Source organism: Streptomyces sp. NPDC088147 (assembly GCF_044741565.1).
In the GTDB taxonomy this organism is placed as follows: Bacteria; Actinomycetota; Actinomycetes; order Streptomycetales; family Streptomycetaceae; genus Streptomyces.
In genome coordinates this window covers 176,891-201,854 of record NZ_JBIUSY010000001.1, presented here as the reverse complement: position 1 = coordinate 201,854, position 24,964 = coordinate 176,891, and the positions used below count along the sequence as shown (strand labels likewise).

The 24,964-nt window shown below is 70.0% G+C and carries 21 protein-coding genes, 1 tRNA gene and 3 pseudogenes; 15 read left to right on the top strand and 10 right to left on the bottom strand.

All coding sequences use genetic code 11. The annotated features are described in order from the left end of the window. Positions 1-54: 54 nt before the first annotated feature. On the bottom strand, positions 55-813 hold the full coding sequence (locus tag ACIOGX_RS01075) for a DeoR/GlpR family DNA-binding transcription regulator (protein ID WP_356513070.1): 759 nt from the start codon (positions 811-813) through the stop codon (positions 55-57). 72 nt (positions 814-885) lie between these two features. Between ACIOGX_RS01075 and ACIOGX_RS01070 the strand changes: the two genes are divergently transcribed. From ACIOGX_RS01070 to ACIOGX_RS01035, 8 genes are all read left to right on the top strand, one after another. Further along, positions 886-1,152, top strand: coding sequence for a hypothetical protein (locus ACIOGX_RS01070; protein WP_356513068.1), 267 nt, complete (start codon positions 886-888; stop codon positions 1,150-1,152). Positions 1,153-1,469: 317 nt separating this feature from the next. Further along, a complete protein-coding gene (locus tag ACIOGX_RS01065; protein ID WP_401758512.1) occupies positions 1,470-3,758 on the top strand; it encodes a glycoside hydrolase family 3 N-terminal domain-containing protein in 2,289 nt (762 codons plus the stop codon). Between the two features lie 214 nt (positions 3,759-3,972). Further along, the gene (locus ACIOGX_RS01060) at positions 3,973-5,238 is read left to right on the top strand and encodes an MFS transporter (RefSeq protein WP_401909099.1); all 1,266 of its coding nucleotides are present in this window, start codon (positions 3,973-3,975) and stop codon (positions 5,236-5,238) included. 188 nt (positions 5,239-5,426) lie between these two features. Next, positions 5,427-6,317, top strand: coding sequence for an SDR family oxidoreductase (locus ACIOGX_RS01055; RefSeq protein ID WP_401909097.1), 891 nt, complete (start codon positions 5,427-5,429; stop codon positions 6,315-6,317). 1,012 nt (positions 6,318-7,329) lie between these two features. Continuing rightward, positions 7,330-9,198, top strand: coding sequence for a polymer-forming cytoskeletal protein (locus ACIOGX_RS01050; protein ID WP_401909094.1), 1,869 nt, complete (start codon positions 7,330-7,332; stop codon positions 9,196-9,198). A 149-nt stretch (positions 9,199-9,347) separates the two neighbouring features. Continuing rightward, entirely contained in the window at positions 9,348-9,548 is a 201-nt protein-coding gene (locus ACIOGX_RS01045) for a hypothetical protein (RefSeq protein ID WP_401909092.1), read from the top strand. A 382-nt stretch (positions 9,549-9,930) separates the two neighbouring features. Then, positions 9,931-10,365 (top strand): hypothetical protein, encoded by a 435-nt coding sequence (locus tag ACIOGX_RS01040; protein WP_356513056.1) that lies wholly within the window; start codon positions 9,931-9,933, stop codon positions 10,363-10,365. A gap of 135 nt (positions 10,366-10,500) precedes the next feature. Further along, positions 10,501-11,187: a TetR/AcrR family transcriptional regulator gene (locus ACIOGX_RS01035; RefSeq protein WP_401909089.1), complete on the top strand. Its 687-nt coding sequence runs from the start codon at positions 10,501-10,503 to the stop codon at positions 11,185-11,187. A gap of 339 nt (positions 11,188-11,526) precedes the next feature. Here the strand turns inward: ACIOGX_RS01035 and ACIOGX_RS01030 are convergent, their stop codons facing one another. Next, complete coding sequence (locus ACIOGX_RS01030) at positions 11,527-11,991, bottom strand: GNAT family N-acetyltransferase (protein WP_356513050.1); 465 nt, start codon at positions 11,989-11,991, stop codon at positions 11,527-11,529. Between the two features lie 90 nt (positions 11,992-12,081). Then, positions 12,082-12,199: pseudogene (locus ACIOGX_RS01025) on the bottom strand (IS5/IS1182 family transposase); the annotation flags it as partial. A 314-nt stretch (positions 12,200-12,513) separates the two neighbouring features. Here ACIOGX_RS01025 and ACIOGX_RS01020 point away from each other — a divergent pair. The 4 genes from ACIOGX_RS01020 to ACIOGX_RS01005 all read left to right on the top strand — a co-directional run bounded on the left by ACIOGX_RS01020 (position 12,514) and on the right by ACIOGX_RS01005 (position 14,762). Continuing rightward, positions 12,514-12,819 (top strand): hypothetical protein, encoded by a 306-nt coding sequence (locus ACIOGX_RS01020; protein WP_401909085.1) that lies wholly within the window; start codon positions 12,514-12,516, stop codon positions 12,817-12,819. A 325-nt stretch (positions 12,820-13,144) separates the two neighbouring features. Further along, on the top strand, positions 13,145-13,516 hold the full coding sequence (locus tag ACIOGX_RS01015; RefSeq protein WP_401909082.1) for a hypothetical protein: 372 nt from the start codon (positions 13,145-13,147) through the stop codon (positions 13,514-13,516). 147 nt (positions 13,517-13,663) lie between these two features. Further along, a tRNA-OTHER gene (locus tag ACIOGX_RS01010) sits at positions 13,664-13,781 on the top strand. A gap of 201 nt (positions 13,782-13,982) precedes the next feature. Beyond that, positions 13,983-14,762, top strand: a complete 780-nt coding sequence (locus ACIOGX_RS01005; RefSeq protein WP_401909080.1) for an SDR family NAD(P)-dependent oxidoreductase — start codon at positions 13,983-13,985, stop codon at positions 14,760-14,762. 52 nt (positions 14,763-14,814) lie between these two features. On the opposite strand, the gene ACIOGX_RS01000 is transcribed toward ACIOGX_RS01005, so the two are convergent. Next, positions 14,815-15,129: a GNAT family N-acetyltransferase gene (locus ACIOGX_RS01000; RefSeq protein ID WP_401909079.1), complete on the bottom strand. Its 315-nt coding sequence runs from the start codon at positions 15,127-15,129 to the stop codon at positions 14,815-14,817. A 149-nt stretch (positions 15,130-15,278) separates the two neighbouring features. Then, on the bottom strand, positions 15,279-16,616 hold the full coding sequence (locus ACIOGX_RS00995) for a PLP-dependent aminotransferase family protein (RefSeq protein ID WP_401909077.1): 1,338 nt from the start codon (positions 16,614-16,616) through the stop codon (positions 15,279-15,281). A 120-nt stretch (positions 16,617-16,736) separates the two neighbouring features. Between ACIOGX_RS00995 and ACIOGX_RS00990 the strand changes: the two genes are divergently transcribed. Further along, positions 16,737-17,423 carry a DJ-1/PfpI family protein gene (locus ACIOGX_RS00990; RefSeq protein ID WP_401909075.1) on the top strand — a complete coding sequence of 229 codons (687 nt, stop codon included), beginning with the start codon at positions 16,737-16,739 and terminating at the stop codon, positions 17,421-17,423. Positions 17,424-17,615: 192 nt separating this feature from the next. Here ACIOGX_RS00990 and ACIOGX_RS00985 read toward each other — a convergent pair whose 3' ends face one another. Both ACIOGX_RS00985 and ACIOGX_RS00980 read right to left on the bottom strand, forming a co-directional pair. Next, on the bottom strand, positions 17,616-18,056 hold the full coding sequence (locus ACIOGX_RS00985) for a VOC family protein (protein WP_356513036.1): 441 nt from the start codon (positions 18,054-18,056) through the stop codon (positions 17,616-17,618). A gap of 444 nt (positions 18,057-18,500) precedes the next feature. Next, positions 18,501-19,892, bottom strand: a complete 1,392-nt coding sequence (locus ACIOGX_RS00980) for a Mucin-2 (protein ID WP_401909074.1) — start codon at positions 19,890-19,892, stop codon at positions 18,501-18,503. Positions 19,893-20,122: 230 nt separating this feature from the next. Between ACIOGX_RS00980 and ACIOGX_RS00975 the strand changes: the two genes are divergently transcribed. Beyond that, positions 20,123-20,863 carry a VOC family protein gene (locus ACIOGX_RS00975; RefSeq protein WP_401909072.1) on the top strand — a complete coding sequence of 247 codons (741 nt, stop codon included), beginning with the start codon at positions 20,123-20,125 and terminating at the stop codon, positions 20,861-20,863. A 200-nt stretch (positions 20,864-21,063) separates the two neighbouring features. On the opposite strand, the gene ACIOGX_RS00970 is transcribed toward ACIOGX_RS00975, so the two are convergent. Then, entirely contained in the window at positions 21,064-21,588 is a 525-nt protein-coding gene (locus ACIOGX_RS00970; protein ID WP_401909070.1) for a hypothetical protein, read from the bottom strand. 7 nt (positions 21,589-21,595) lie between these two features. Next, on the bottom strand, positions 21,596-22,732 hold the full coding sequence (locus tag ACIOGX_RS00965; RefSeq protein ID WP_401909068.1) for a M20 family metallopeptidase: 1,137 nt from the start codon (positions 22,730-22,732) through the stop codon (positions 21,596-21,598). A 238-nt stretch (positions 22,733-22,970) separates the two neighbouring features. On the opposite strand from ACIOGX_RS00965, the pseudogene ACIOGX_RS00960 reads away from it, so the two are divergent. Beyond that, positions 22,971-23,876, top strand: a pseudogene (locus tag ACIOGX_RS00960) (LysR family transcriptional regulator); the annotation flags it as partial. Between the two features lie 202 nt (positions 23,877-24,078). Here ACIOGX_RS00960 and ACIOGX_RS00955 read toward each other — a convergent pair. After that, positions 24,079-24,957, bottom strand: a pseudogene (locus ACIOGX_RS00955) (haloalkane dehalogenase); the annotation flags it as partial. Positions 24,958-24,964: the final 7 nt, after the last annotated feature.

Sequence of the window (24,964 nt, the reverse complement as noted above, 5' to 3'; positions counted from 1 at the left end):
GACAGGGAGTTCGGAGCCGCACCCGTGCCGCGCACGGTGAAGCCCCGCCCGGGGTCAGACCTGGTGTACCGCGACGCCTGCCGCGGTCAGGTGGTCGGTCTGATCGCCGGGGGCGTCGGTATCGGTGACGAGGGCGTGGAGGGAGGACGCGGGAGCGACGAAGGCCAGGGCGGTGCGGGAGAGTTTGGCGCCTTCGGTGACGGCGATGACGCGGCGGGCCGAGGCGATCGCGGCGCGTTTGACGGCGGCGTCGTCCAGGTCGTAAGCGGTCAGGCCGTCCACGGCGTTCAGTCCGCAGCAGCCGATCACCGCCGTGTCGAACCGGAGGGCGGCCAGCGACGCCAGCGTCAGCGGGCCGGTCAGCGCCAGTTCGCCCGGTCGCGGCCGGCCTCCGGGCACCAGCAGCGTCAACTGCGGGGCCCCGGTGAGCGTGTTGACCGCGTGCAGGGACAGCGGCATCACGGTCAGTCGGCGGTCCGTCAGCACGCGGGCCACTTCCAGGCAGGTGGTGCCGCTGTCGATGACGACGGACTCGCCGTCCGCGATCAGCCGCGCGGCCTCGGCGGCGATGAGCTGCTTGCTCTCCAGGCCGTCCTGGGTCCGCAGCGCGAACGGCGGCTCCTCACCGCGCAGCAGCAGGCTCCTGGCCCCGCCGCGGTAGCGCTCGAGAACTCCCTGGGCGGCCAGAACCTCCAGGTCGCGGCGGATCGTCATCTCCGACGCCCCGGTGAGCTCGGCGAGTTCGGCGACGCCCACGCGGCCCGCCTCACGTACAGCTTCGGTGATGTGCCTCAGTCGATCAGTGCCAGCCACACCCATATTGAACACAATTGTCGTCTGAAAGACAACCTTTCGAAACGTGGGCTTGTTCGTTACGTTTACGCCGTGGACAGAAAGATACGGGCCGGCCGACTGGCCGCCTTAGCCCGCCTCGCCCTGAACGGCTTCCTCCTGGGGGTGTGGAGCGTACACATCCCCGGCATCGAGGAGCGCGCCGGAGCCGGTCACGCCGCGCTCGGCCGGCTCCTGCCGCTGCTCGGCGGCGGGGCCTTCGCGGGCATGCGGGCCGCCGGACCGCCGGCGGACCGGTCCGGGGCCCGTACCGTCGTGCCGCCCGGCGCGGCGTTCGTCCGGGCATCAGCCAGTGCGTGACGGAGCGCGCCCCGCCCCGCCTCTCCGCACGGGACGACGGACGGCGGCCGCGTTCGCGGGGACCGCGTCCCGCTCCCGGTCCTGACACGCACCCCCCGGACCGACCCGGCCACACCACGCGCCGCCCCGGAGTTCACTTCCGGCCCCGGCGCACCCACGGCCCGGCGCACCCATGGCCCGGCGCTTCGACGGTCCGGCACTCGTACCTCGGCGGGCCGGCCGCCTCGCAGGGCCATCGGCGCGCTCGGCCGCCGACGAACCCCGTGCGCGGGGCCGTTCCCCGCGCCTCTCACCGAAAGCTGTGAAAGGAAACCCCTGTGCCGTCCTCCCCGCGCTACCTCGACCCCGCTCTGACCGTCACCGAACGGGTCGACGACCTCGTCAGCCGTATGACGCTGCCCGAGAAGGTCGGCCAGATGCTTCAGTTGAACGCCAAAGAAGGCGTGCACGTCGTCGCGGACATGCACGCGGGTTCCGTCGTCCACGCCTCGCCGGAACGCGTCCTCGAAGCGGCCGAACTCACCGAGCGGTCGCGGCTGCGCATCCCGCTGCTGGTGGCCGAGGACTGTATCCACGGACACTCCTTCTGGGAGGGCGCGACGATCTACCCCACCCAGCTGGGCATGGCCGCGACCTGGGACGCGGCCCTTGTCGAACGGGTCGCCAGGGCCACGGCGGTGGAGGTGGCGGCGACCGGTGTGCACTGGACGTTCTCACCTGTGCTGTGCATCGCACGCGACCTGCGATGGGGCCGCGTCAGCGAGACCTTCGGCGAGGACCCCTTCCTCATCGGCGAGCTGGCCTCCGCCATGGTCCGCGGCTACCAGGGAGACGGGCTCTCCGACCCCACGGCGATCCTCGCCTGCGCCAAGCACTTCGCGGGATACTCCGAGACCCAGGGAGGCCGGGACGCCAGCGAGGCCGACATCTCACGGCGCAAGCTGCGCTCCTGGTTCCTGCCTCCCTTCGAACGGGTGGCCCGCGAGGGATGCCGTACGTTCATGCTCGGCTACCAGTCCATGGACGGTGTCCCGATCACGGTCAACAACTGGCTTCTCAACGACGTGCTGCGCGGTGAGTGGGGCTACACCGGCACGCTCGTGACCGACTGGGACAACGTCGGCCGCATGGTGTGGGAGCAGCGGATCCACAGCGACTACACCCACGCGGCGGCGGCGACGGTCCGCGCGGGCAACGACATGGTGATGACGACGCCGAAGTTCTACGGTGGCGCGCAGGACGCGGTCGAGCGGGGCATGCTCGACGAGGCGGAGATCGACGAGGCGGTCCGCCGCGTCCTGACCCTCAAGTTCGAACTCGGGCTGTTCGAGCGGCCGCGCCGTCCCGACCCCGCCCGCCAGGCCGAGGTGATCGGCAGCGCGGAGCACGCCGCCCTGAACCTGGAGACGGCCCGCCGCTCGCTCGTCCTGCTCACCAACGACGGCACCCTGCCCCTGGCGGGGGGATTCGAGGCGGGTGCCGGAGGACGGGCCGTCGCCGACGCGGGGACCGCGCCGCGCAGGGTCGCCGTCATCGGTCCCAACGCCGATGACGCGCAGACCCAGCTCGGCGACTGGGCCGGCTCCTCCGGCCAGGCCGACTGGCTCCCCGACGGCCAGCCGCGCGCGATGATCACGACGGTGCTCGACGGTTTCCGCGCACATGTCCCCGAGGGCTGGAGCGTGTCGTACGCCCGCGGCGCGGACATCCTCACCGTCGACGCCGACCCGGAGGGCGCGTTCTTCCCCGACGGGCAGCCCCGCCCCGAGGTCGTCGTCCCCGCGGAGCCTTCCGAGACGCTGATCGCCGAAGCCGTGGCGCACGCCGAGGCCGCGGATTACGTCGTCGCCGTCGTGGGCGACCGTATCGAACTGGTGGGTGAGGGCAGGTCGACGGCGACTCTGGAACTGGTCGGGGGACAGGTCGCCCTCCTCGACGCGCTCGCCGCGACCGGCAAGCCGCTGGTGGTCGTGATCGTCAGCTCCAAGCCACCGGTCCTGCCGCCGTCCGCGCACGGCGCCGCGGCGATCGTGTACGCGTTCAACCCCGGCATGCTCGGCGGGCGGGCGGTTGCCGAACTGGTCCTCGGCCTCGTCGAGCCGACGGGCCGCCTGCCGATCTCCTTCGCCCGCCACGCCGGGCAGCAGCCCACCTACTACAACCAGGTGCGCGGCCAGCACGGCAGCCGCTACGCGGATCTGACGCAGAGCCCGGCCTTCGCCTTCGGGGAGGGCCTGAGCTACACGACCGTCGAGTACGCCGACCTGGAGATCGCCGCCGCGGAGCTCGGGGCGGGCGACTCGGTCCACGCGCGGCTCACGGTCTCCAACACAGGCCCGCGCCCCGTCCTGGAGACCGTGCAGGTGTATGTCAGCGACACCGTCACCTCGGTGACGTGGGCGGAGAAGGAACTGAAGGCCTACCGGCAGGTGTCGCTCGCGCCAGGTGAGTCGCGTGAGGTCCTGATCGATCTGCCGGTCGCCGCCTGCACGCTCGTGGACGCGCGGGGCGAGCGCGTCGTCGAGGCCGGAGCCTTCGAGCTCCTGGTCGGTCCGTCGTCCCGCGACGAGTCGCTGCTGCGGGCGGGATTCACCATCAAGGACTGACCGCCGGCACACATGGGGAGCACCGGCACACATGGGGAGCACCGGCCGCCCGACGCCCGGGGTCTGTGACAGACATCGGACGACGCGCCTGTCCCACGCTCCGGAGTGAACAGGGAATCTGATCCAAGAGTGCGGTTATGAACACTATTGATGTTCTGTTTGTTCGAAGATACGGTGTGGGGCGTTCTGAGTTTGATCTCCCGGGGGGCATGCCGTGTCACGAATACCCGCCGCCGACAGCGTTGCGGGCAGTCCGTCCGCGATGCGGTCGGTGTGGAGCTCGCCGCTCTACCGCGGCGCGACCGTCGCGCTGTTCCTGTCCGGGCTGGGCGCCTCGGCCGCCGCCCCGCAGATCACCCTGTTCCTCGTCGACGACCTGCATGTCTCGCTGACCACGGCCGGCCTCTACTACCTCACGAGCATCACCGCCCCGGTCGCCGGATACCTCATCGGCGCACGCTCGGACCGCACGGGAAAACGGCTCGGCCTCTTCCGGCTGTGCGCCGTCGCCGGATTCCTCGGGTGGAGCGCGATGGCCGTGTCGGACCAGGTGTGGATGCCGTTCGTGATCAGCGCGGTGGTCCTGGCCTTCGCCGGTGCCGCCGGCTCCCAGTTGTTCGCCGCGCTGCACGACGATCTGAAGGCCACCGCCAGCCCCGTCGGCGACGGGATCGTCTCGATCGCGCGCATGGCGATGACGGCCGGATGGATCGTGGGTCCCGTCGCGGGCTCGCTGCTGGCCACCGCCGCCGGCCCGCGCGCCATGCTCGTGGCCACCGGACTGTGCACCCTCGCACAGATCGTCCCCATGGGCTTCGCGCGTACCCCCTCGGCGCCCTCCGGCGCACAGAGCGCGGCCATGTCCGAAGGGACGGCGGAGGCGCCGGGTTCCCGTACCCCCGGGCAGCACCCGGGGATACGGGAAATGCTGCCCCTGCTGGCCTTCACCGGGCTGTACGTGCTCGTCTACGCGGGGGAGCCGATCAAGTACGGCTATCTGACGATCTACATGAACAACGACATGCGCCTGCCGACGGCGGTCAGCGGCGCGGTGATCGGCATCCAGCCCTTGATAGAACTGATCCTCATGCCGGTGGCCGTGGTCGTCGCCCGCCGGATCGGCATGCTGCGCCTGATGGTCTTCGGCGCCGCCTTCGGCGTCGTCGCGAACCTCTGCTTCGCCCTGACCGGCAGCGCCACCGGCATGTTCGCCGGACAGATCCTCATGGGCGGCGTGTGGGGTGTCTTCGCCGGCCTCGGAATCATCGTCGCCCAACGCCTGCTGCCCGAAGCCGTCGCGACCGCCTCGGCCATCTTCATGAGTTCCCCCGCGATCGCCAGCGCCCTCGGCGGGCTGACCGGCAGCCTCGGCGTAGGCATGTTCGGGCTGCCGCACGTGTTCCTCGCACCGGCCCTGTACGGCCTTGTGGCAACGGTCGGCATCGCCGTCATGAGCCGCTCCCGGCACGCCGTGGGCTGACGAGTTGGTGCGTGATGGCGGGTGAGTGCCTTCGTCGCGGGCGGCGGTCGCGTGGCCACCCGCCGGTCGGCCAGGACCAGTTGGCGGCGGGGCGTCGGCTCCCAGGCTTTCTGAAACCCAGTAAACGGATGGTGCCTCCGGTAATCTTGGCGAGGACGCTTGACGCCTTCTGGACAGTGGGGGACAGGATGATTCTTGTGACGGGTGCGACCGGCACCATCGGCCGGTACCTGGTACGGGCGCTCGCGGAGGCGGACGTGCCCTTCCGGGCGCTGGTGCGGGACGCGCGCAAGGGCAAGGAGCTGGACTGCGCGTTCACGGTCGGGGACTTCGACGATCCGGTGTCCATGGCGTCCGCCTTGAAGGGCGTTGACCGTCTTCTGCTCAACAGCGGCGGCGCGCTTCCGGTGGAGGGGCAGCAGCCGATGGTCCGGCAGCAGACCGGCGTCATCGACGCGGCACGGGCTGCCGGGGTCTCGTCGGTGGTGAAGATATCGGCCTGGCAACCCGGCCCGGACACGAAGCTGTCCGTACGCGCGCACTGGGAGATCGAGCAGTACCTCAAGGCGTCCGGCCTGCGGTGGGCGTCACTTCAGCCCACCGGCTACATGCAGAATTTCCTCGCCGGCGAGGGCGGCTTCACCCACAGCGGTGCCCTGGAAGGTCCGTACGGTGCGGGACGTGTGGCGTACCTCGACGCCTACGACGTCGCCGCCTGTGCCGCGGCGCTGCTGACAGGCCCGGTCCGAGGCGGCGAAACCTATGCGCTCACCGGGCCGGAGGCGCTGACGCACGAGGAGATCGCCGCCAAACTCGCCATTCCCTTCCATGATCTGACACCTCAGGAGGCAGCCGAGGGGCTACGCGCACAGGGCTTGCCCGGATGGTTCGTGGACGACCTTCTGCGGCTCTACGCGGAGATGGCCGCCGGCGCGATGTCCGAGGTGACGACGGCGGTGCGGGAGCTGACCGGGCGGGCGCCGCGTACGTTCGACGAGTTCTTGGCGAACTCCACCGGGAACGCCGCCACGAACTCACCTACCCCGTCTCACCCGTTGAGGAATTCCGCACACCGGTAGGGGCCCAACGCGGGTCCGTCGGACGGCCGCAGGGTCACCTCGACATCGTCGGTCCTGACCTTCGGGTCGAGTACGGGACTGGGCGCGCGTCAACGTGCACACTAGCTGCCCCGGCCTTGCCCTGGTCGCGCCGCGACTCCGTGTAGACGCCGTCGAGGTGCACTGTGACGCGGACGCCCGTTCCGGTCACCGTGTAGCCGCCCAGATGCTGGATGAGAGAGGTGAGCCCGTCGCGGGGCTCGGCGGGCTGAGGCCCCGCGCTCGCGAACCGCGTCCAGCCGCTCACCGGTGAGCTGGGCCAGCACGAGCGAGGCCGTCTCGTGCGGGGCGTCAGCGGCCCTGCCCTGGGCGGTTCGGGATGACTTCGGCTGGGTCGGGGAGCCGAGGGCCCCAACACGGCGCCCCAGGAGCAAAGCGGCGGTCCTGACCGGTGATGAGCGGTCTCATCCCGTCCGCCTCGGTGTCCCATCCGGGCCCGCCGCTTCGTCAGCAGGCTGGCCACTGGCCGCCCTGCTGGACGGAGGCAGGACACCGTCGGCCCCGTTGCCGCCGATGGGCCTGGGAGGTGCGACCAGGGGAGGGGGTAGGTCAGCCCTCTTCCGAGCAAGCTCTAGTTGTGCCTGATGTGGCGTCAGAGCGTGTGCCACAGCCGGAACCGCTGGGACCGGTAGGCCGGCTGCCGACGGCCTGGAATGTGAGGGCCCGGAGCAGCCGGCCTGCCTGTAGGGGTGATCCGATGGGAACCCGTCTGTGGATCCGTGCCGCCGGCAGTCAGCCGTGGCCGTGGGCAAGCCGCCGACGGGGGGCGAAGGGCACTCGCGACCGGGCCTGCCCTGACGACCTTGCACCGGAACGTCGGTAATCCCTGTTTCGGTCAGCGTAGGTCTGGTTCGCGCCGGTTGTGGCGCGTCGGGATTCATGGGGTGTCCGGCGGGACAGCGGTATGGACCATACGGGGACCAGCCCGTGAGGACGGACGCACGCGCAGCAGAATCCAGGGGGGTTTTCAGCGGTGGCTTTTCTTGTGTACAGCATCCTCACCGACCCGGCTCCGCTCCAGGTGTCGGAGGCGGGTGGCACGTCCAAGGGGGCGGTCTACATCGTCGTCTCCAACCCGAAGGACCAGGACATGGCCTGGGTTTCCCTCACGGTGCATGTGCCCTTCGGGCAACAGGAGGATGCCCTGACGCCCGATCCGAAGGCGATCACGGCTCGGGTCCTGCCGGACAAAGCGAGGCAGCCGGGGGAGGAGCCGCTGACCAGCTGGGACGCCACGACAGGTGTCTTCACCGTGACCCCCCAGCCCACCACGTACTTCAAGGCGAGCGGTTCCATGATCCTCGTGCTGGAGGGCTTCCCGGTCTCCAGTGCGCCGGGACCGGTCCTGCTGCGGGTGACGGAGACGGTGTGGAACGGTCCCTGGAAGCAGGACTCCCCGGTGACACTGAGCCTGCTGAAGCAGGCTCCCAAGGCGCCGCGCAACTTCCGTCCGAAGCAGTCTCTGGTGGCCGCGGGCAAGAGCGTCGTCCTGCGGTGGGAGGGGTCCGACACCTTCACTTACCAGATCCATGGACCGGACGGCCCCTCAAAGAACCCTCCGCACAAGGCCGGGACCACCTGGGAGTGGACGCCTGCGGCGGGCGAGGAGCCGAAGCGGGACGCCACCTACACCCTGACAGCCGCCTCGTCACCTCAGCAGCAGCCCCCGGAGCACATCCTCACCACCACCGTCCACCTGCGCAGCCCCGAGTTCGAGAGCGTCACCGCCACCGACGGACTTCACACTCCGTGGGTCGAGGGCACCACGGACAAGGGGCGGATCACCTTCACCGCACAAGGCGCGCAGATCCACAATGATTCCCACACGCCCGGCACCATCACGGCCGCCACGGCCGACGTCGACAGCGTCACCGCCACGTCGGTGCGAGGCCGCGGCGACGACGCCGGCTGGATCCAGTTCCCGCCCACCGGGATCACGGTCGGCCATGGCGCGGGAAGCGACTTGGGTACCGTCACGGCTGACAAGGTCAGCGCCGCGAACGGGGTGAACACCCCATGGGTCGGCGACCGCGACGGCGGCAAGGGCTGGGCCGAGTTCCCGCAGTCCGGTGTGAACGTGCGCAAGGACGGAAAGCAGGCGTGGGGCACGGTCGCCGGCGACAAGGCGGATATGAACGGCATCAACACCGCCTGGGTGCAAGGCCGCGCAGCCGACGACGGATGGATCGCCTTCCCATCCGCCGGCCTGAACGTGTACCAAGGCGCCGGAAACCATCAGTGGGGGACCGTCGCAGCCGCCAAGGCAGACCTGGACGACCTGGTCACCCGCCGGGCCCAGGTCAAAGAGCACCTCACCCTCCAGGGCGGGCTGACCGTCGACAATGTGCTGGAGACGCAGGACGGTCCGCCCCGTCTGGTCGTCCACGGCCGGCTGGACGCCGAGGGCGAGCTGAACGCCGCCGGGAACGTCGTCGCCGGGGGCGACCTCACCGTCAACGGCGATCTGCGGCCGATGCGGAACCTGGAGGTCGGGGGTGCGGTCCACGCGGGCGACCTGACGGTCAGGGGCAAACTGACCACCGAGGACGCCCAGTTCGACCTCGTCGTCCACGGGGAGTCGCAGTTCGAGGGGAAGCTGAACGCCAACGGGCACCTGTCGGTCCGCAACGGCGGCGACTGGATCCTGCACACCAACGACGACAAGATATCGGTCAACGGCGGCCTGCGCGTCCAGGAGGAGTCGCTGTTCATCGGGAAGCTGAACGCCAACGGGCACCTGTCGGTCCGCAACGGGACCGACTGGCTCATGCACGTCAACGACGACCAGGCGGCGATCCAAGGCAACCTGCGCGTCCACGGCGCATTCCGCTCCGACAGCTGACGGCCCGTGCCCGGCGGCTCGCCCCGCCGGGCACGGACTCCGGCATCGGCCAGCGCGCCAGGCCGCTCAGTGGAGTCCGGGAAGCTCGACGATCCGGCCTGGCCGCGCGCACGGCTCACCGCCGTGCACGGCGCCGGGGAGACGTTCGTGTGAACGGCGTCCCGGGCTTCCTGGGGGCGTCGGTATTGATCGAGCCGTACGCGTACCCGCTGGGCGCGCATCATCAGCACACACTCCTCGCCCTGGCCCGTGCCCGTCCGGGCACCGTTGTGATCGCCCCGGAGGGCATCGCCCGGCAGGTGGCTGGCCAACTGTGCCATTTCCAGGGCCAGTTGCTCACCGGGTCGTGATCTGCGAAATTCCGCTCGGGCAGTCAGCGGCGGGAGAAGCCGCAGGCGTTCGGCGGGCGTCGAGCCGCGCGGGAGTTCCTGGGTGAGGCTTGAGCACCTCGCGTACCCGGCGCGGATGTCCGCGGCGGGGTGTCGGGGGCGGGGTGTCCGCAGCTGGGTGTCAGGGGCGATGGGCACGGGCGCCGGGGTGCCGGACCGGCCCGGCGTGACGACTGGATCGCCACAGTTCACGGCGCCGACCTGCTCCACCTGCCCGCCCGCGCCCGCGGCCCGACTGAAACGAGAACACTGTTCTTGACTCTGCCCGGGGGATGGGGCATTGTCTCTCTCAGTCGAGAACAGTGTTCTCGCTTCTTGCTCTCTCACTCGAAGGATGTCCGTCGTGACCACAGCAACCCTCACGGTCCACAACGCCCCGTCCCGGCGTTGGGACCGCATCGGCCGCGTCCTGATGGCCCTCAACTCCGCGGTCACCTTCGCGGTGTTCATCAACGGGTTGTTCCTGATGGCGGACGCGAGCGACGACCGCATGATGGTGGAGGGCTGGCGAACCTTCGGATACCTCGTGTTCAGCGCGATGTGGGCGATGCTCGCGTACCGGCCGCGCCAGGTTCCGGCGATCTGGGAAATGGTGATCTTCCACAAGGTCGCGGCGACGGTGCTCGCCTTCACCATCCTGGACACCACCGAGGGCATGCAGTCCTCGATCACCGACACCACGGTCGCGGCACTCACGATCTTCGCGTACATCGTCTGCCGCGGGTGGCGATCGTGGCGGGTCATCAAGCGTGACGATGCCCCGGCGAACGCGCTTTGAGCCGTCGTGTCCACAGGGCTGGTCGGTCCGGATGCCCCGGCCGGCCCTGCGCTGCGCTGCGGCTCCGCCCCCCGCTTCCGGGCAGGGGGCACCGTTGGTCCAAGGGGGCACACCGTTGACTTATAGGGTGGACGCATGGTCACTTCACGGCAAGTAGCACGCGAGCAGATGATGCGTGACATCGTGCGTGTGGGACGCGAGCACCTGGCAACGGTACTTCCGGCCGACCTGTCCCTGCGGGCAGTGGCCCGGGACATCGGAGTCGTCCCGTCGGCGCTCTACCGCTACGTCCAGGACCGCGAAGCGCTCATCACCCTGCTGATCGTCGACGCGTACAACGAACTCGCCGACGAGGTCGATGCGGCCCTCGCGGCGGCGTCGAGCCTGTCGTACCGCAAGCGGCTTGAGGTGGCGGCCCTCGCGGCGCGCGCCTGGGCCGTTCGTGAACCGTCCAGGTTCGCCATGCTCTACGGCACACCGGTGCCCGGTTACGCGGCTCCCGGCGACCAGACCGTGGAGCCCGGCACACGTTTTGCCCTCGCTCTCGCCGGACTGGTCGAGGACGCCTGGCAGGCGGGCGAGTTGAGAACGGTGGAGGCGCCGCTCAACCCGACCGTCCGCGCGGATATGGAGCGACTGCGGGGAGTGTTCGGTTTCGAGATGCCGGTGGGCAACGTCTCCCGGGCCTACGGTTTGTGGTCCGCGGTCATCGGCGCCATTCTGTTCGACGCCTTCGGCCACTACGCGGCGGATACGCTGAGCGATCCCGAGGAGTTCCTCCGCGCCCACACCAATGGCCTCGCGGACACCGTAGGTCTCTGACCGAGCCGGCCGAGCGCCGTCATGGGGGCCGCGCGAGACGCGAGGCGTGCGCGGTCGGTGGCGTCTACGGGGCGGGGCTCGGCGAGAGGCCGCCCTGGAGGACGCGGAGGTAGGCGTCGGCCGCGTCGGTCTGCCGGATGCTCGTTGACGGCGTGGATCAGTCGGTCGACGTCGTCGGCCACGACTGGATGCTCCAGGACCCCGAACGGGGAGCGGACGTGCTGCGCCGCTTCTGGGCGTCACCCCCCGGCTGAGGTCCTCGGCCACTTCAGACCGAGCGCGAGCCGGCCCCGCACCGGTCGGCCGCCGGTCCCGGTACGCGACGACCGGAACCCGGGTTCAGTCCAGTTTCAGCGTGCCCACTGTTTGGTCGCCGCTGGTCTCGCCCGTTGGCCGGAAGCCGAGCGCCAGGTAGAAGCCTGCGGGGCCATCGGGTCCGGGATGCCACGTGGTCGTCAGGTGAGTGTCGCCTCGGCGCCGGATCTCGGTGGCTACGGACTCCACCGCGAAGCGTCCGTAGCCTCGGCCCTGCTTTCCGTCCGCGATATTGAGGCGCCAGAGTCCGGAGCGGAAGTCGGTGCCTTCGCCGGTCCAGTCGATGTGGAAGAAGGCCATGAGGAACCCGACTGTCTCGTCGCCCTCGCAGATGAGCCGGGGCCAGGCGATGCCGGGGTGGACGTACGCCTCGGCGAGCGACTTCACCACGGGGGCCACCAGATGCTCCTGGTCGGAGCGGACCCTCAGGTTGATCGCGGCCTCGAAGTTGTCAGGGGTGATCTCTTGCAGGTGTGGTGACATTGGCATGTCCGCACTCTAAGCAGGCACTGCAAGTGATTTTCGCATCGCGTTACCCCGTGTTTCCCATGGTCAGCCGACGGGCCGGTGCTTCTTGGTCCAGTTCAGATGGGCTTCGCTGTGCTGCGGCAGCCTCTCGTAGTCCCGGCGGTTGCGGTGGGCGTTCATGATCCAGCCGATCGACCGCTCGATGCTTCCAACGGCGGGGCAGCAGCTGTTGCCGCCCGCGAGGCGAGGGCCCGTTGAGCGACGGACATGGAAGCCCGGTACAACCATCCGCACTGGCCACGGGTCACAGCACGTGTGAGGAAAACCGTTCTCAGGGACACGAGGGGACATCGCCTGTGCCCGCATCGCGGCAGACCCGACCGAGAAGCGCGTGGCGGCCCAGTCGGAACGCACCAGGACGTCGACCATCCGGGCCGCCCCGGACAGCGGCCCGCCGGCCCTCACGAATCCCGGGAAACGGCCGTGCTTCTGTCGCTTCTCCCGTCGCGGCAGGGACCGCGTTTCGCACTCCTGGAAACCGGCGTGACGCTGTTCGCCGTCCTCTGCTGGAGAGCGCTCGCCTTCGCGATGTACGCGGAGGGCTACGACCTCGACGAGAGCGCACCGGTCCAGATGACAGGCGACGACGACATCGCGGCCCTGGCGCGGCTGTTCGGGCTCTCGGTTGCGCTGACCTGGCTGCTGCGCCTGGTTCCCTGGTACCCGTTGCGCACCGCGGCGGACTCGCTCATCGCCCTGCGCCTTGTCGCGGTCGTGTTCCTGTCCGCGGTGATGTTCGTGGGCTTGCTCACCGGAGCCCGCCTTCCGCTGGTGGGCTGGAGGATCTGAGTTCGGCAGTTCGCCCGTGATGTTGCGAGCGCGACTGCCGCCGCCTGCACCAGAGCGCCTGCCACGACCGGGTGTTGGCGGGGACAGTGCCCCAGCAGACGGCCTGCACCCAGGAAGAGCCGGCCCAGGCCAGGCCAGGCCAGAGCGGCACCTGTGGGGCAGTCCGTGTGCTTCCCGCGCGGAGCGGTCCCGTAACAGCAGACCCCGTACCGGCTCTGAGCGGCTGCGGTGCTGGAGGCGGCCGAGGTGTCCCACGCGGGTATCGTGCTGCGGGAGTTGCGGATGACAGGGACGAGCGGACGCCGTTCCACGCGGGGGTAATCTGATGCGCACGCTTAAGGCAATAGTTCCAGTCCTCGCCCTGGTGGCGGTGGCGGCGGGGTGTTCCGCGTCCGACGACGGGGACGAGCAGCGGTTGAACGGGCTGCGGGAGAACTACTGCCTGCAACTGGGGATGTGGCAGAAGGCGCGGAACGCCGAAGGCTCGGTCACGCCGGAGTCACCAGCGTACGGGGAGGCCGCGCTCGTCGCCGAGGACGCCGTCCACGCGATGCGACCGCTCCGGGATGAGGCCGTGAGCGGAGGCGGCACTCTGGGGGAGACGACGGTGTTGGCGATAAACAACGGTGACGGCAACGCGGAGGCGCGTGCCGTGCAGTACTGCGCGGATGTCGGCTTCGAAACGCTGACCCGCTAGGCCCTGTCTTCAAAGTAGCGGCGTCCGCCCGAGGGCGTCGCCGAGCCGGCGGGACTTTGAAGACAGGGCCTAGGACGCCTATGCGCAGAGAGGACACGGAGCCTCTACTCTGAGCGGAACGGGTCAGCGCGCAATCCCGCAGGCTGCGGTGGTGTGGCAGAGCGGCCCATTGCGATCGGCCTGGGGAGCGCCCCCTCAGGCCGACTGATGGAGACGGGGCGGGCCTGCTCCTCTCTGTCCGTGGGTTCGAATCCCGTCGCCACCGCAGCCGACCCGGACTTGGGCTCGCGCATGGACGTACTCGTCGGTCCGTCCAAAGAAGTTGGGCTGATTGGCCGCGTCGAGCCGCGGTCCCCCGCGTCCCCCGTCCTTGAGGAGGCCGACAAATCCGGTCGCGGAAGTGACTGCTGGATCTGACCCCTGCCCCGACCACTGTCGCCGGGGACTCGGCGTCTAGGGTCCGGGCATGACCTCGCAGACCTATCTCTCGGAACTCTTCTCGCTGGACGGACGGGTCGCTGTGGTGACCGGCGGCAGTTCCGGCATCGGCCGCGCAATCGCCGGTGCCCTCGCGCGTGCGGGGGCGAGCGTTGTGGTCGTGGCGCGCGGGGAGGAGGAGTTGGCCGCGACGGTCGGCGAGTTGACGGCCGACGGCTGCCGGTCCGCCTGGGTGAGCGCCGACCTGGGCACGCGCGAGGGCGTGCGCGCAGCGGCCGAGGAGGCAGCGGAGGCATTCGGGGAGCCCGACATCCTCGTCAACTCCGCCGGGGTCAACCTGCGGCCCCCGATGGGTGAGTTGAGCGAGGAGGTGTGGGACACCACGATGGCGGTGAACCTGGAGGCGCCCTACCTTCTGGGACAGCGGTTCGGGCCCCGCATGGCGGAACGGGGTTTCGGGCGGATCATCCACATCACCTCCCAGCAGGCGCACAGGGCGTTCGTCCAGAGCGGCGCCTACGGCGTCTCCAAAGGGGCGTTGGAGTCACTGTCCCGTTCGCAGGCCGAGGCGTGGTCGCCGTATGGCGTCACCTGCAACACCCTTGTGCCGGGCTTCGTCATGACCCCGCTCAACGCACGGCTGTCATCTGATCCTGAGAAGGTAGCGGCGCTGGCCGCTCGCACCATGGTGGGGCGCAATGGTCTGGCCGATGACTTCGCGGGCGCGGCGGTGTTCCTGGCGAGCCGAGCCTCCGCCTATGTCACAGGGCAGGCAATCTTCGTCGACGGCGGGTTCTCCGTGCACTGAGCCGGCACCGGGGGCGCCCGGACATTGATCAAGTCCCTCGTCGGGGGGCGGATCAGCGGCGCAGAAGCCGATAGCCGAGTTCGGCCTGCCCTTCGACCGGTTCCTGGTCGTCGGGTTCGGGTGGCCGCAGGATCCAGCAGCCGGCGAAGTTCCCTTCGGTGAACCCGGCCCAGTACCCCAGGCCGGCAATCCGGTCCGCCTCCGCCAGGAACTCACGGTGTTCTGTCTCCACCTGTTCACGGCGGCGAACGCCGCCCAGGTAGCGCATCACCTCGGGATCGGCATCGAGCTCGACCTGATGGTCTAGGTGCTCATCGGACAGCGGGATCAGATGGGCCCGCTCGGTGTGCAAGATCGCCTGAAACATGCGACGTACTATCGCCAACGTCAAGTCCAGGGGCCAACTGGATATCCGGTGCTCGGGGCATGACCGGGCGGGCCGTCCTCGGCGCCCGCGGCGCGCGCCTCAGCGGCGAGAACGGATCGAGGCCGAGGGTCTCGCGCATGGTGACGGGTTCAGGTGGAGGCGTCTTCGACGGCGGCTCGTCGCACCGTACGCAGTGTCGACTGGAGACTGTCCAGGTCGGTCGAGCCCAGAGCGAGGCGGATCGCCTGCGGTGTGTGCGTCGAGGTGGTGAACGGCTCGGCCGTCGTCACCAAGATCCGCTGGCGGGCGAGAGTGGCGGTCAGGCGATCGGCGCGTGCGTCGTCGGGCAGCGGAAGCCAAGCGAAGTAGGACGAGGGGTGGCTGACGAGTGGTAGGCCCGCCAGCTCTCGTCCAGCGAGTGATTGGCGGGTCTGGGCGTCCTCTCGCTTCCGCGCTTCCAAGCGGTCCACCGTGCCGTCCGCGAGCCAGCGGCAGGCGATCGCGGTGGTGAGGGCGGGGGTGTTCCAGGTGGTCGCCCGGATCGCGCGTTCGAGAGAGGGCATCGCGGACGGCGGGGCGACGACGAAGCCCACCCGCAGGCCGGTGGCGACGCTCTTGGACAGTCCGGAGACGTAGATGGTGATGTCCGGCGCGGTCGCGGCCAGAGGTGGTGGAGGGTCTTCGACCAGGTAGGCGTAGGAGGCATCTTCGATGATGAGCAGTCCGTGCTGTCGAGCGAGCGCGATCAGGCGGGCTCGGTCGGTTGCCGGCATGACCCAGCCCAGAGGGTTGTGCAAGGTGGGCATGGTGTAGATCGCGCGCACCGGGCGGGTCGCGCACAGCTTCTCCAGGGCATCGAGATCCGGCCCGTCGGCGGTTGCGGGTAGGGGCGCCAGGTCGAGATGAAAGGCATGCGCGAGCACCTTGAAACCCGGGTAGGTGAGTGCGTCGACCGCGACGACATCGCCGGCGCTGAGCGCGGCCATGACGGTGATGGCCAGGCCATGCTGCGCACCGTTGGTGATGAGGATCTGATCCCCGTCGGTGGTGATTCCTCGACGCCTCAGGTGATGTGCGATCGCGGCTCTGTCCTGGGGACGGCCCCGGTGTGGTTGGTAGCGCAGCAGCGTGTCGAGATCACCGGAGGTGGCCACCTCTCGTAGAGCCTGCCGGAGGAGATCGGCTTGCCCCGGTAGCGACGGATAGTTGAAGTTGAGGTCGACCGCGTCCGTGGCGACGACCTGTTGGTCGATGCCGTGACCGGCGGGAACCGCGATGTCACACACGAACGTGCCGCGACCCTGTTCCCGGCTCACCAGGCCCATCGTTTCCAGCTCGGCGTACACCCGGGTCGCAGTCACCACGGCGATGCCCTCACGGGCGGCGAGCCCGCGATGTGTCGGCAGCCGCACGCCCGCGGCGAGCCGTCCGGTACGGATGTCGGAGGCGAACGCGTCGACCAGCGTCTTGTACCGCGGGGCTGCCATGCGCCGAATTGTATCCATGACAATTCTTTGACTGTCCTGTTCGTGGGTCCTTACCGTTTCGACCGTTTCGTGGGTCCTGACCGCCAAGACCTACCCCACTCATACGGAAGGACAGCCGCCGTGCATATCGCCATCCTCACCTTCGAGGGCTACAACGAGCTCGACTCCCTGATCGCGCTCGGTGTGCTCAATCGCGTCAAGACCGACGACTGGCGCGTCACCATCGCCACCCCCGGTCCCAAGGTGACGTCGATGAACGGGGTGGTCATCGAGCAGATGTCCACTCTCGAGGAGGCGTGCGCCGCCGATGCCGTCATCGTCGGGAGCGGTATCGCCACCCGCGAGGTCGTCGAGGACCCGGCGATCATGAGCATCCTGCGCAACCTGGATTCCTCGCGCCAGCTCATCGCGGCGCAGTGCTCGGGCGCGCTCGTGCTGGCCAGGCTTGGCCTGCTGACCGACATCCCCGCCTGCACCGACCTGATCACCAAGCCCTGGGTCGTCGCCGCGGGCGTTGAGGTGCTCAACCAGCCCTTCTACGCCAAGGACAACATCGCCACCGCCGGCGGCTGCCTGGCCTCGCACTACCTCGCCGCCTGGATCATCGCCCGCCTTGAGGGCAACGACGCAGCCGAAAGCGCGCTGCACTATGTCGCCCCGGTCGGCGAGAAGGAGGAGTACATCGAGCGCGCCTGGCGCAACATCGCCCCCTACCTGCCCGCTCCCGCGGCCGGGGCGGCTGCCGCGAGCCTGCTTCAAGGGGCCGACGTGGACGCTCTGTTGAGACGCCCCGGCGTGGATGCGTGATCTTCTGTCCCGCGATGGTCTGCGGGACAGCGCCGGAAGGGCCGCCGGCCGGGAGAAAGCGGCCCCGGCGTCCCGTCCCTCTGCACTCGATCTGACGGGCTGGACCATGAACATCGAGGTCAATCCCCTGGCTGTTCGGGCGGTTCGGAACCTCGACGATCTCGTTCGGCCGCGTGGTTCGGTTTCTCCTTCTCAGCGCAGTTGCTCGGCCAGTCCGACGATGATGCCCTCCGGGCCGCGGACGTAACAGAGCAGATAGCTGTCCTCGAACCGGGCGATCTCGCCGACGAGTTCGGCGCCGTGAGGGCGCAGGCGGGCAACGGTGTCCTCGATGTCGTCGACGGCGAACATGACGCGGTGCGTGCCCAGAACGTTGTGCGGCCGGTTGCGTGGCCCCGTGCTGATCACCGCGGGGCTGCGGTACTTCGACAGCTCGAGCCGGCTGTGACCGTCCGGGGTCCGGACCATCGCGATGTCACAGTGGACGCCGTCGAGTCCGGTGCACTGGTCGGCGAAGAGGCCCTCGACCTCCGCCCTGCCCTCCAGCTCCATGCCGAGTTCCAGGAAGAACGCGATGGCGGCGTCCATGTCCTCGACGACGATGCCGACGTTGTCCATCCGCTGAATCGCCATGCTGGTTTCTCCTTTTTCCTCGTGCGGCCGGTGGTGGCCGCTGATGTACCTGGGACGGAGCCGGTGGCACGTTCTCGACATCCGCAGACGGCCGAACTCGAAAAATCTGGATCGCGCCTCAGCACCGCTACGGCGGACCCGCGAGCCGGGCGCCACCACCGGGGGTGGGTGGGTACGGCGCAGGTGCCCGCTCCCATGCAGACGATCAGCCGCAGCGTACCGTCGAGTCGGCTGGCGGGCAGGTCCAGGCCGCGGTCCGATGCGGCGGTCACCCCGCACTGTGCCGTGCGGCGCCACCGGCGAGTCCCTTTCGGCCCACCGGCCTGCCCTCCGCGACTTGGCCGGGCACCAGGCGATGTCCGGTCGATCACGGCCTTCGTATCCGGGGGCCTCCGGGACGAGCGGCAGCGGAGTGGCGCAGGGCCGGCCGGTTCTGCGCGGCGGTCAGTCGGGAACGCCGGCCCTGTCCAGGACAGCGGCCATCTCGTCCTCGGGGAGCGCCGGGTTGGCACCCGCGCTGGAGGCCAGTTCAGGGACATGAAGCGCCTCGCGGAGCCGGTGGAACGGGAGGCGCGGATCACCGGCCGCCGCCTGGCGTGTCCAGACCGCGGGGTCATGGCTGAGCCGTTCGATCAGCGCGGGCGTGGCGGCCGGATCCCGGACGGCCAGCCGACGGTAGTTGCCGTCCGGGTGGTCCGCGTAGCGCGCGGCGAGACCCTCGCGAGGGAATCGGGGGTGCGTCTCCGCCATCCAGGCGGAGAACGTGCCACCGAGCCGCGCGTACACACGCATCAGGACCTCCTCCGGAGTGTCGGGGTGGTGCATGCCCAAGAGGTCCTCCACCAGCGGGTCCTCGGTGCGTGCGAGCAGGTGCATGAGGTCGGGCGGCAGGTGGGGGCTCTGGGCGACGGTGCGCCGGAGCAGCGGGTGGGCGGAGGTCGCTGACCGTCGCAGAACCTCGGGGTCGGCGAGGCCGTCCCGTACCCACTCCACGTCCCCACTGGCGAATGCCTCCACTGTGAAGTTGATCGACATGCGTCGTGTCTCGTCCAGTTCCGGCCTGAGGGAGACCGCGAGCCGTACGGCCGCCTCGGGGTCGACGGCGAGCCGCTCCACGAGGTCGGTGGGCAGCGACGGGTTCTCGGCGAGGGCGGCCAGGTGCGTCCGCTCGGCGACGCACCGTTCGGCCGTCGCGCGGTGGAGGAGCCCACGTCGCAGCGCCTCGGCGGCGGAGTTCGGATCGCGGAGGAGTTCGGCGGTGACGCGTGCGTCCACCCGGCACTCCTCCAGCGCGGCGGCCCGCCTCACCCCGGGGTCGGGGTCGCCAAGCAGCGCCGACCGCTCGCCCGGCGTCAGTTTCTCCCATGCGCGTGCCGCGCTCCGGCGTGCTGCCGGGTCACGGTGCGTGGCCAGCGAGGCCACGAACGACGGCACCAGACAGGGCGAGTCCAGCAGGGCCCGCCGTACGGAAAGGTCGGGGTCGTCGAGCAGACGGGTGCACACGTCGTCCGGCAGCGGCGCGACCGCCGTACGTGGGTCGCGCCACTCGGGTCCGTACGCGAGAGCGGCCCGCACCTTGGGGGAAGGGTCGTCTGCCAGCCGGGCCCGCTGCACGGGCTCGGCCCTGCTGCTCATCGCGAAGTCGATCCGAGCGCCGGGGTTCGGGTGCGCCAGGATCAACGCGACGGCCGGCTCGGGAAGTCCAGCCCGCTGGAGGGCGTGACGGGGCGGGCCGTCACCGCCGCCGTCGAAGGCGAGCAAGCGCAGCAGCAACGGTGTCGGCAGCGCCGCGTTGCGGGCGACTCCGTCCAGCGCGGATGCGTGGAACGAGACCATGATTCCCCTGCCCCTTACCCCTGCGTCTCCGTCGACTGGTCCACGACCATGATCACCCCGCGCTCGTCAGCCCGTCCGCCCGCCCGCCTGTCCGCCCGCCCGTCCGTCCGTTATGACCGGCCGGACAGGCCCGGGTTGGCGAGTGAGCGGTGCGGCTGGTGAGCGAGTTGATCTCTGTTTGGCGACGGTGCGTGCGGATGTCGTTGTGACCGGTGCATAGGATCGCCGGCATGACACTGCGACCTGCCCTGGTGAACATCAAGGCGCTTGATGACTCGGCGGTCGGCCGGTTCTGGGCGGAGGCGCTCGGCTGGAGTGTCGCCGGTGAGGGATCGGGCGCGACCGCCGCCCAACCCGTCGGCTTCGACTGGCTCGACCCGGTCGGTGTCTGCGTCGACGTCGTTGCCGTCCCGGAACCCAAGACGACGACAAAGAACCGTGTGCACCTTGATCTCGCCACCACCTCCGTGGCCCAGCAGACGGAGTTGGTCACGCGTCTGAAGGCTCTCGGTGCGAAGCCTGCCCACGTGGGCCAGGGCGATGTGCCGTGGACGGTCCTTGCCGACCCGGAGGGCAACGAGTTCTGCGTGCTGGAGCCTCGGGAGATCTACCAGGACACCGGGCCGATCGCCCGGGTGGTGGTCGACTGCGCGGATCCGCGGGCCATGGCCCGGTTCTGGGACGAGGCGATGGACTGGACCCTGCACGAGGTGACCGACGACCATGCCGTGTGGCGGTCCGCCAAGGGGGTCGGCCCATATCTTGAGTTCCGCCGCTCGCCCGACGTGAAGAGTGTGCCGGACCGCGTCCATCTTGACCTGGTGCCGGACCCCGGTGACGACAAAGCGGCGGAGGCGGCCCGGCTGGAGGCTCTCGGCGCCACCGATCTCGACGTCGGCCAGGGCGACGTCCCGTGGACGTGTCTCGTCGACCCGGAGGGCCACGAGTTCTGCGTCCTCGCCCGGTCCTGACGCGGAGCCTTGTCCACACACGGACACCTGCCCCTCGTGTGCTCATGCGCCACCACCCCGGGTGGGTGGGGTGCGGAGTCCCGTTCGATCCGGGCGACGAGAGTTGGTGTGTCGGGGCGCGATCAGCTCGCTCGCCAACCACACCACTCAACTTGCTCCACGATCACTCGCGGCGTCGACTCGATCGGCACGTGCCGCTCTCAGCGAATACCGTTCTTGGCCAGCTGGCTCAGCAGAGCGTTCACCAGGGGAGGCTCCAGGCCCAGAGCCAGGAACGCCAGGGGCCTGCGGCCGTGCCGTGAGATCTCGACCCGGTGGAAGGTCATGAAGACCGACGCGCCGCTGAGCCGGTTCAGCTCCGTCACCTCGCTCCACGCCACCGCGTCCCGCACGCCACCGAACAGATTGGTGACGACCAGACCGTCCGTGTAGAGGTAGCACCGCCTGAGTCCGAGCCTGGCGGACGTACGACGCCATGCCAGCATGAGGCCGAACAGAATGACCACCACCACTGTCATGACGGCGCCCTTGGCGAACGCCGCCGGGGGCGTGATGGCTGCCAAGCAGACGATCATGACGACGTACAGCACCGCGCCGCTCCGTCGCGCCATCTGCGCCAGGCCGCCTCCCACCCCCGCTATGGGATAACTGCCGAGCTTCTCGCCGAGGCCGAGCCCGTGCGTGCCCTGTCGCATGATGAATCGTCTCCCCTGGAGCAGAGCCATGATCTCCTCATCGCCTTGTCCGCATGATGAGTTGAGCGAGCAGACGGGTGCGGGGCACCATCTGCACGACCTCGACGTACTCGGTGTCCGCGTGAGCGCCGCCGCCCACGGCTCCCAGGCCGTCCAGCGTCGGACAGCCCGCAGCCGCGGTGTAGTTGCCGTCCGAGGCACCGCCGACGGCGATCCCCCGCAGTGGTTCCTGGCCCAGTTCCGCGGCGATTCGGGAGGCGAGGGCGAACAGTTCGGCGGAGGACTCCGGCTCCATGGGCGGCCGTTGGCTGCCGCCCAGCACCTCCAGCCGGGCGCCGGGCACCCGCGGTGTGAGCCCCCGGATGAGCGCGTCGATCCGGTCCTGCGCCACCGCGGTCGGTACGCGCACGTCCACCGACACCCGCGCCAGCGCGGGCACCGTGTTGCGCGCACTGCCGGCCGACAGCAGGGTGGGCGTGACGGTCGCGGAGCCCAGGACGGAGTCGGCTCCGTCGACGGCATCCATCGCGGCCCCGAGACCGGCGATGGACAGCACCTGGTGTGCGGCCTCGACCGCGGCGTTGATCCCCTTCCGCGGTTCCAGACCGGCGTGCGCCGCCCGGCCGTGCACGACGACTTCGTACCGCGAAGTGCCCTTGCGGGCGGTCTTGAGCGCACCCTTCTCGTCCGCGGACGCTTCCAGAACAAAGGCGGCCGCGCATCCGCGCACGGAGTCCTCGATCAATTGCCGGGAGGTCGCCGAGCCGACCTCCTCGTCCCCGTTGACCAGTACGCCCACCCCGTCCAGGGACGGAAGCGAGGCCAGGGCATGGAACATCTGCACCAGGCCCGCCTTCATGTCCAGGACCCCGGGGCCGCGGGCGATCCCGTCGGCCACCGACCAGGGGTGGCTCTTGATCGAGCCCATGGGCCACACCGTGTCGTGGTGTCCTACCAGCAGGACCCGCGGGGTGCCGAACGTCCACCGCAGATGGGTCACACCGTCGATCACCATCGTCTCCGGCCCGGCCCCCAGCAGCCTCTTCCCGAGCGCGCCCACCACCTCGGCGCTTCGCGCCACCGCCGCGTGGTCGGCCGAGAAGGACTCGCAGCGCACGAGTTCCTCCAGATCGGCCAGCATCGCCGGCAGTGCGACAGCGGTCCCCCCGGTCATCGGTTCCGCCCCATGCCAACTCCCTGCCGTGCTTCCCGTCGTGACGACATATTTCCTCCTCGGACTTCATGGGCAGCGGTGCGGCGGGGCCGTTCCCCCTGCGAAGCCCCGCCGTGTGAACGACGTTAGGGCGGGCCAAGGCATTCCACCAGCGACTGGATCGCATAGGATCCATGCGTCTGGAGAATGGGTAGTGGGAAGACGGGCGATGCCCGGAGGATCGTGAAGGGGGAGGGGCGTGTTCGAGGTCGACGCGCTTCGGCTGCTCGTGGCCGTAGCGGAGACCGGATCGTTCACCAAGGCGGCGGTCCGGCTCAACTACACACAGTCCGCGGTATCCCGGCGGATCGCCACGCTGGAACAGCAGGCGGGCGGAGCGCTGTTCGAACGGCTCCCTCGGGGCGTACGGCTCAATCCCGCCGGCCGTACGCTGCACCGGCACGCGACGGAGGTGCTCGACCGGCTCTCGCGGGCGGCGCGGGAGCTGGCCGTGCTGAACGCGGGGAACGGCGGACTGCTGCACACGGGAGCCTTCGCCACCGCCAACATCTCGCTCATGCCCACCGCCCTGCGGGCACTCCAGCACACCAAGCCGGATGTCGAGGTCATCGCCGTCGAGGGCACGACCGACACGCTGATGGAACGCCTCGCGGACGGGGCAGTGGACCTCGCCGTCGTCAGCGACTACCCGTACGGTCTGCCGTCGGCCGACGGTGTCACGACGACCGAGCTGTGCGAGGACGAACTGTTCGTGGCCCTCCCGCGCGCGCACCGCCTGGCCGGAGCCCTGACGGTCGACCTGCGTGAACTGCGCGACGAGGCATGGCTTCACAGCGCGTACGGCGACCGTCCCACCCTGCTCGCCGACGCCTGCGCACGGGCGGGCTTCACCCCCAGGAAGATCATCCGGATCGCGGAATGGTCCGCCAAGTTCGGCTACGCGGCCGCCGGACTGGGGGTGGCGCTGGTCCCCTCGCTGGCCGCCCCCGCTGTCCCCGACGAACTCGTCCTGTGCCGCCTCACCGACCCGGCCCTGCGCCGGACCGTCCATGTGGCACTGCCTGCCGCCCCGCTTCCGGCGGCACTGACACTGCGGGATCTGCTGCACGACGCCGTCGACCGAACCACCGGATCCAGGCCGCCGCGGCAGTCCCTTCCCCGCGACGGTGCGGGCGAGGACGTCGTCGACGCGGGCGGCGTCGGCGCCCCAGGTCGCGGCGGCGGGCGTGATGAAGCCGAGCACGGTCCGGATGTCGTCCGCACGCCCGTCGGTGGCAGCGTGCACACGCCCACCGGTGGGAGTGTGAGGGGCCCGGGGCGAGTGCCACCGCCGTGATCGAGGGCGCCTATTGGTGTGTCAGCCCGTGACGGTCGGCCCAGGCGGTGATCGCTGCGGCCAGTTCTTCGGGACGGTCCTCCGGGGAGTGGTGGCCGGCCAGGCCGTGACGGGAGACCTCCAGGCCCGCGATGTGCTCCTCGCACCAGGCCACGGCTCCCTGGTCGGTCATGGCACCGGGGCCCGGCTCGAACGCGGCGAGGAGCTTGGGGACTCCGGGGCTGGCGGCCAGCCAGGCGTCGTAGCGTTCGACGCGGGCCACGATGTCGGCGGGCTCGGCGTCCAGCGGCATCATGCGCGTCCACGCCAGTACCGGGCGGCGGCTGTGCGGGGTCGGGAAGGGGCGACGGTAGATCTCCAGGTCGGCGGGGTCGAGTGGGGTGGCCAGCGTGTCCGGGAGGCCCTGGATGAACAGCGACTTCTCCAGGATCATCTCCTCACCCACCCCAGGAGTACGCAGGAGGGTGAACAACTCCCTCCCGGCCGCCGGGAATTCGTCGCCGACCAGCGGTTTGACGATGGTCTCGGTGAAGGCGAGGCCACGGACGCGGCCCGGGAGGCGGGCGGCGCGGTCGAAGGCGAGCGCGCCTCCCCAGTCGTGGCCGACGAGCACGGCCTCGGCAAGACCGAGGGCATCGAACCACGCGTCGAGGTAGCGGGCGTGGTCGTCGAAGGAGTAGGCGAGGTCGGGCTTGCCGGAGTCGCCCATGCCGATGAGGTCGGGGGCCAGCAGGCGGCGGCCGGGCGCTGCCACGCCCGGCAGGACGTTCCGCCACAGGTGGGAGGAGGTGGGGTTGCCATGGAGGAAGACGAACGGCAGCCCGTCGGGGTCGCCGGACTCGCGGTAGTGGAGGGTGGAGTCGAGGACGGGGAGGGTGGGCATCGTGGTGTCACAT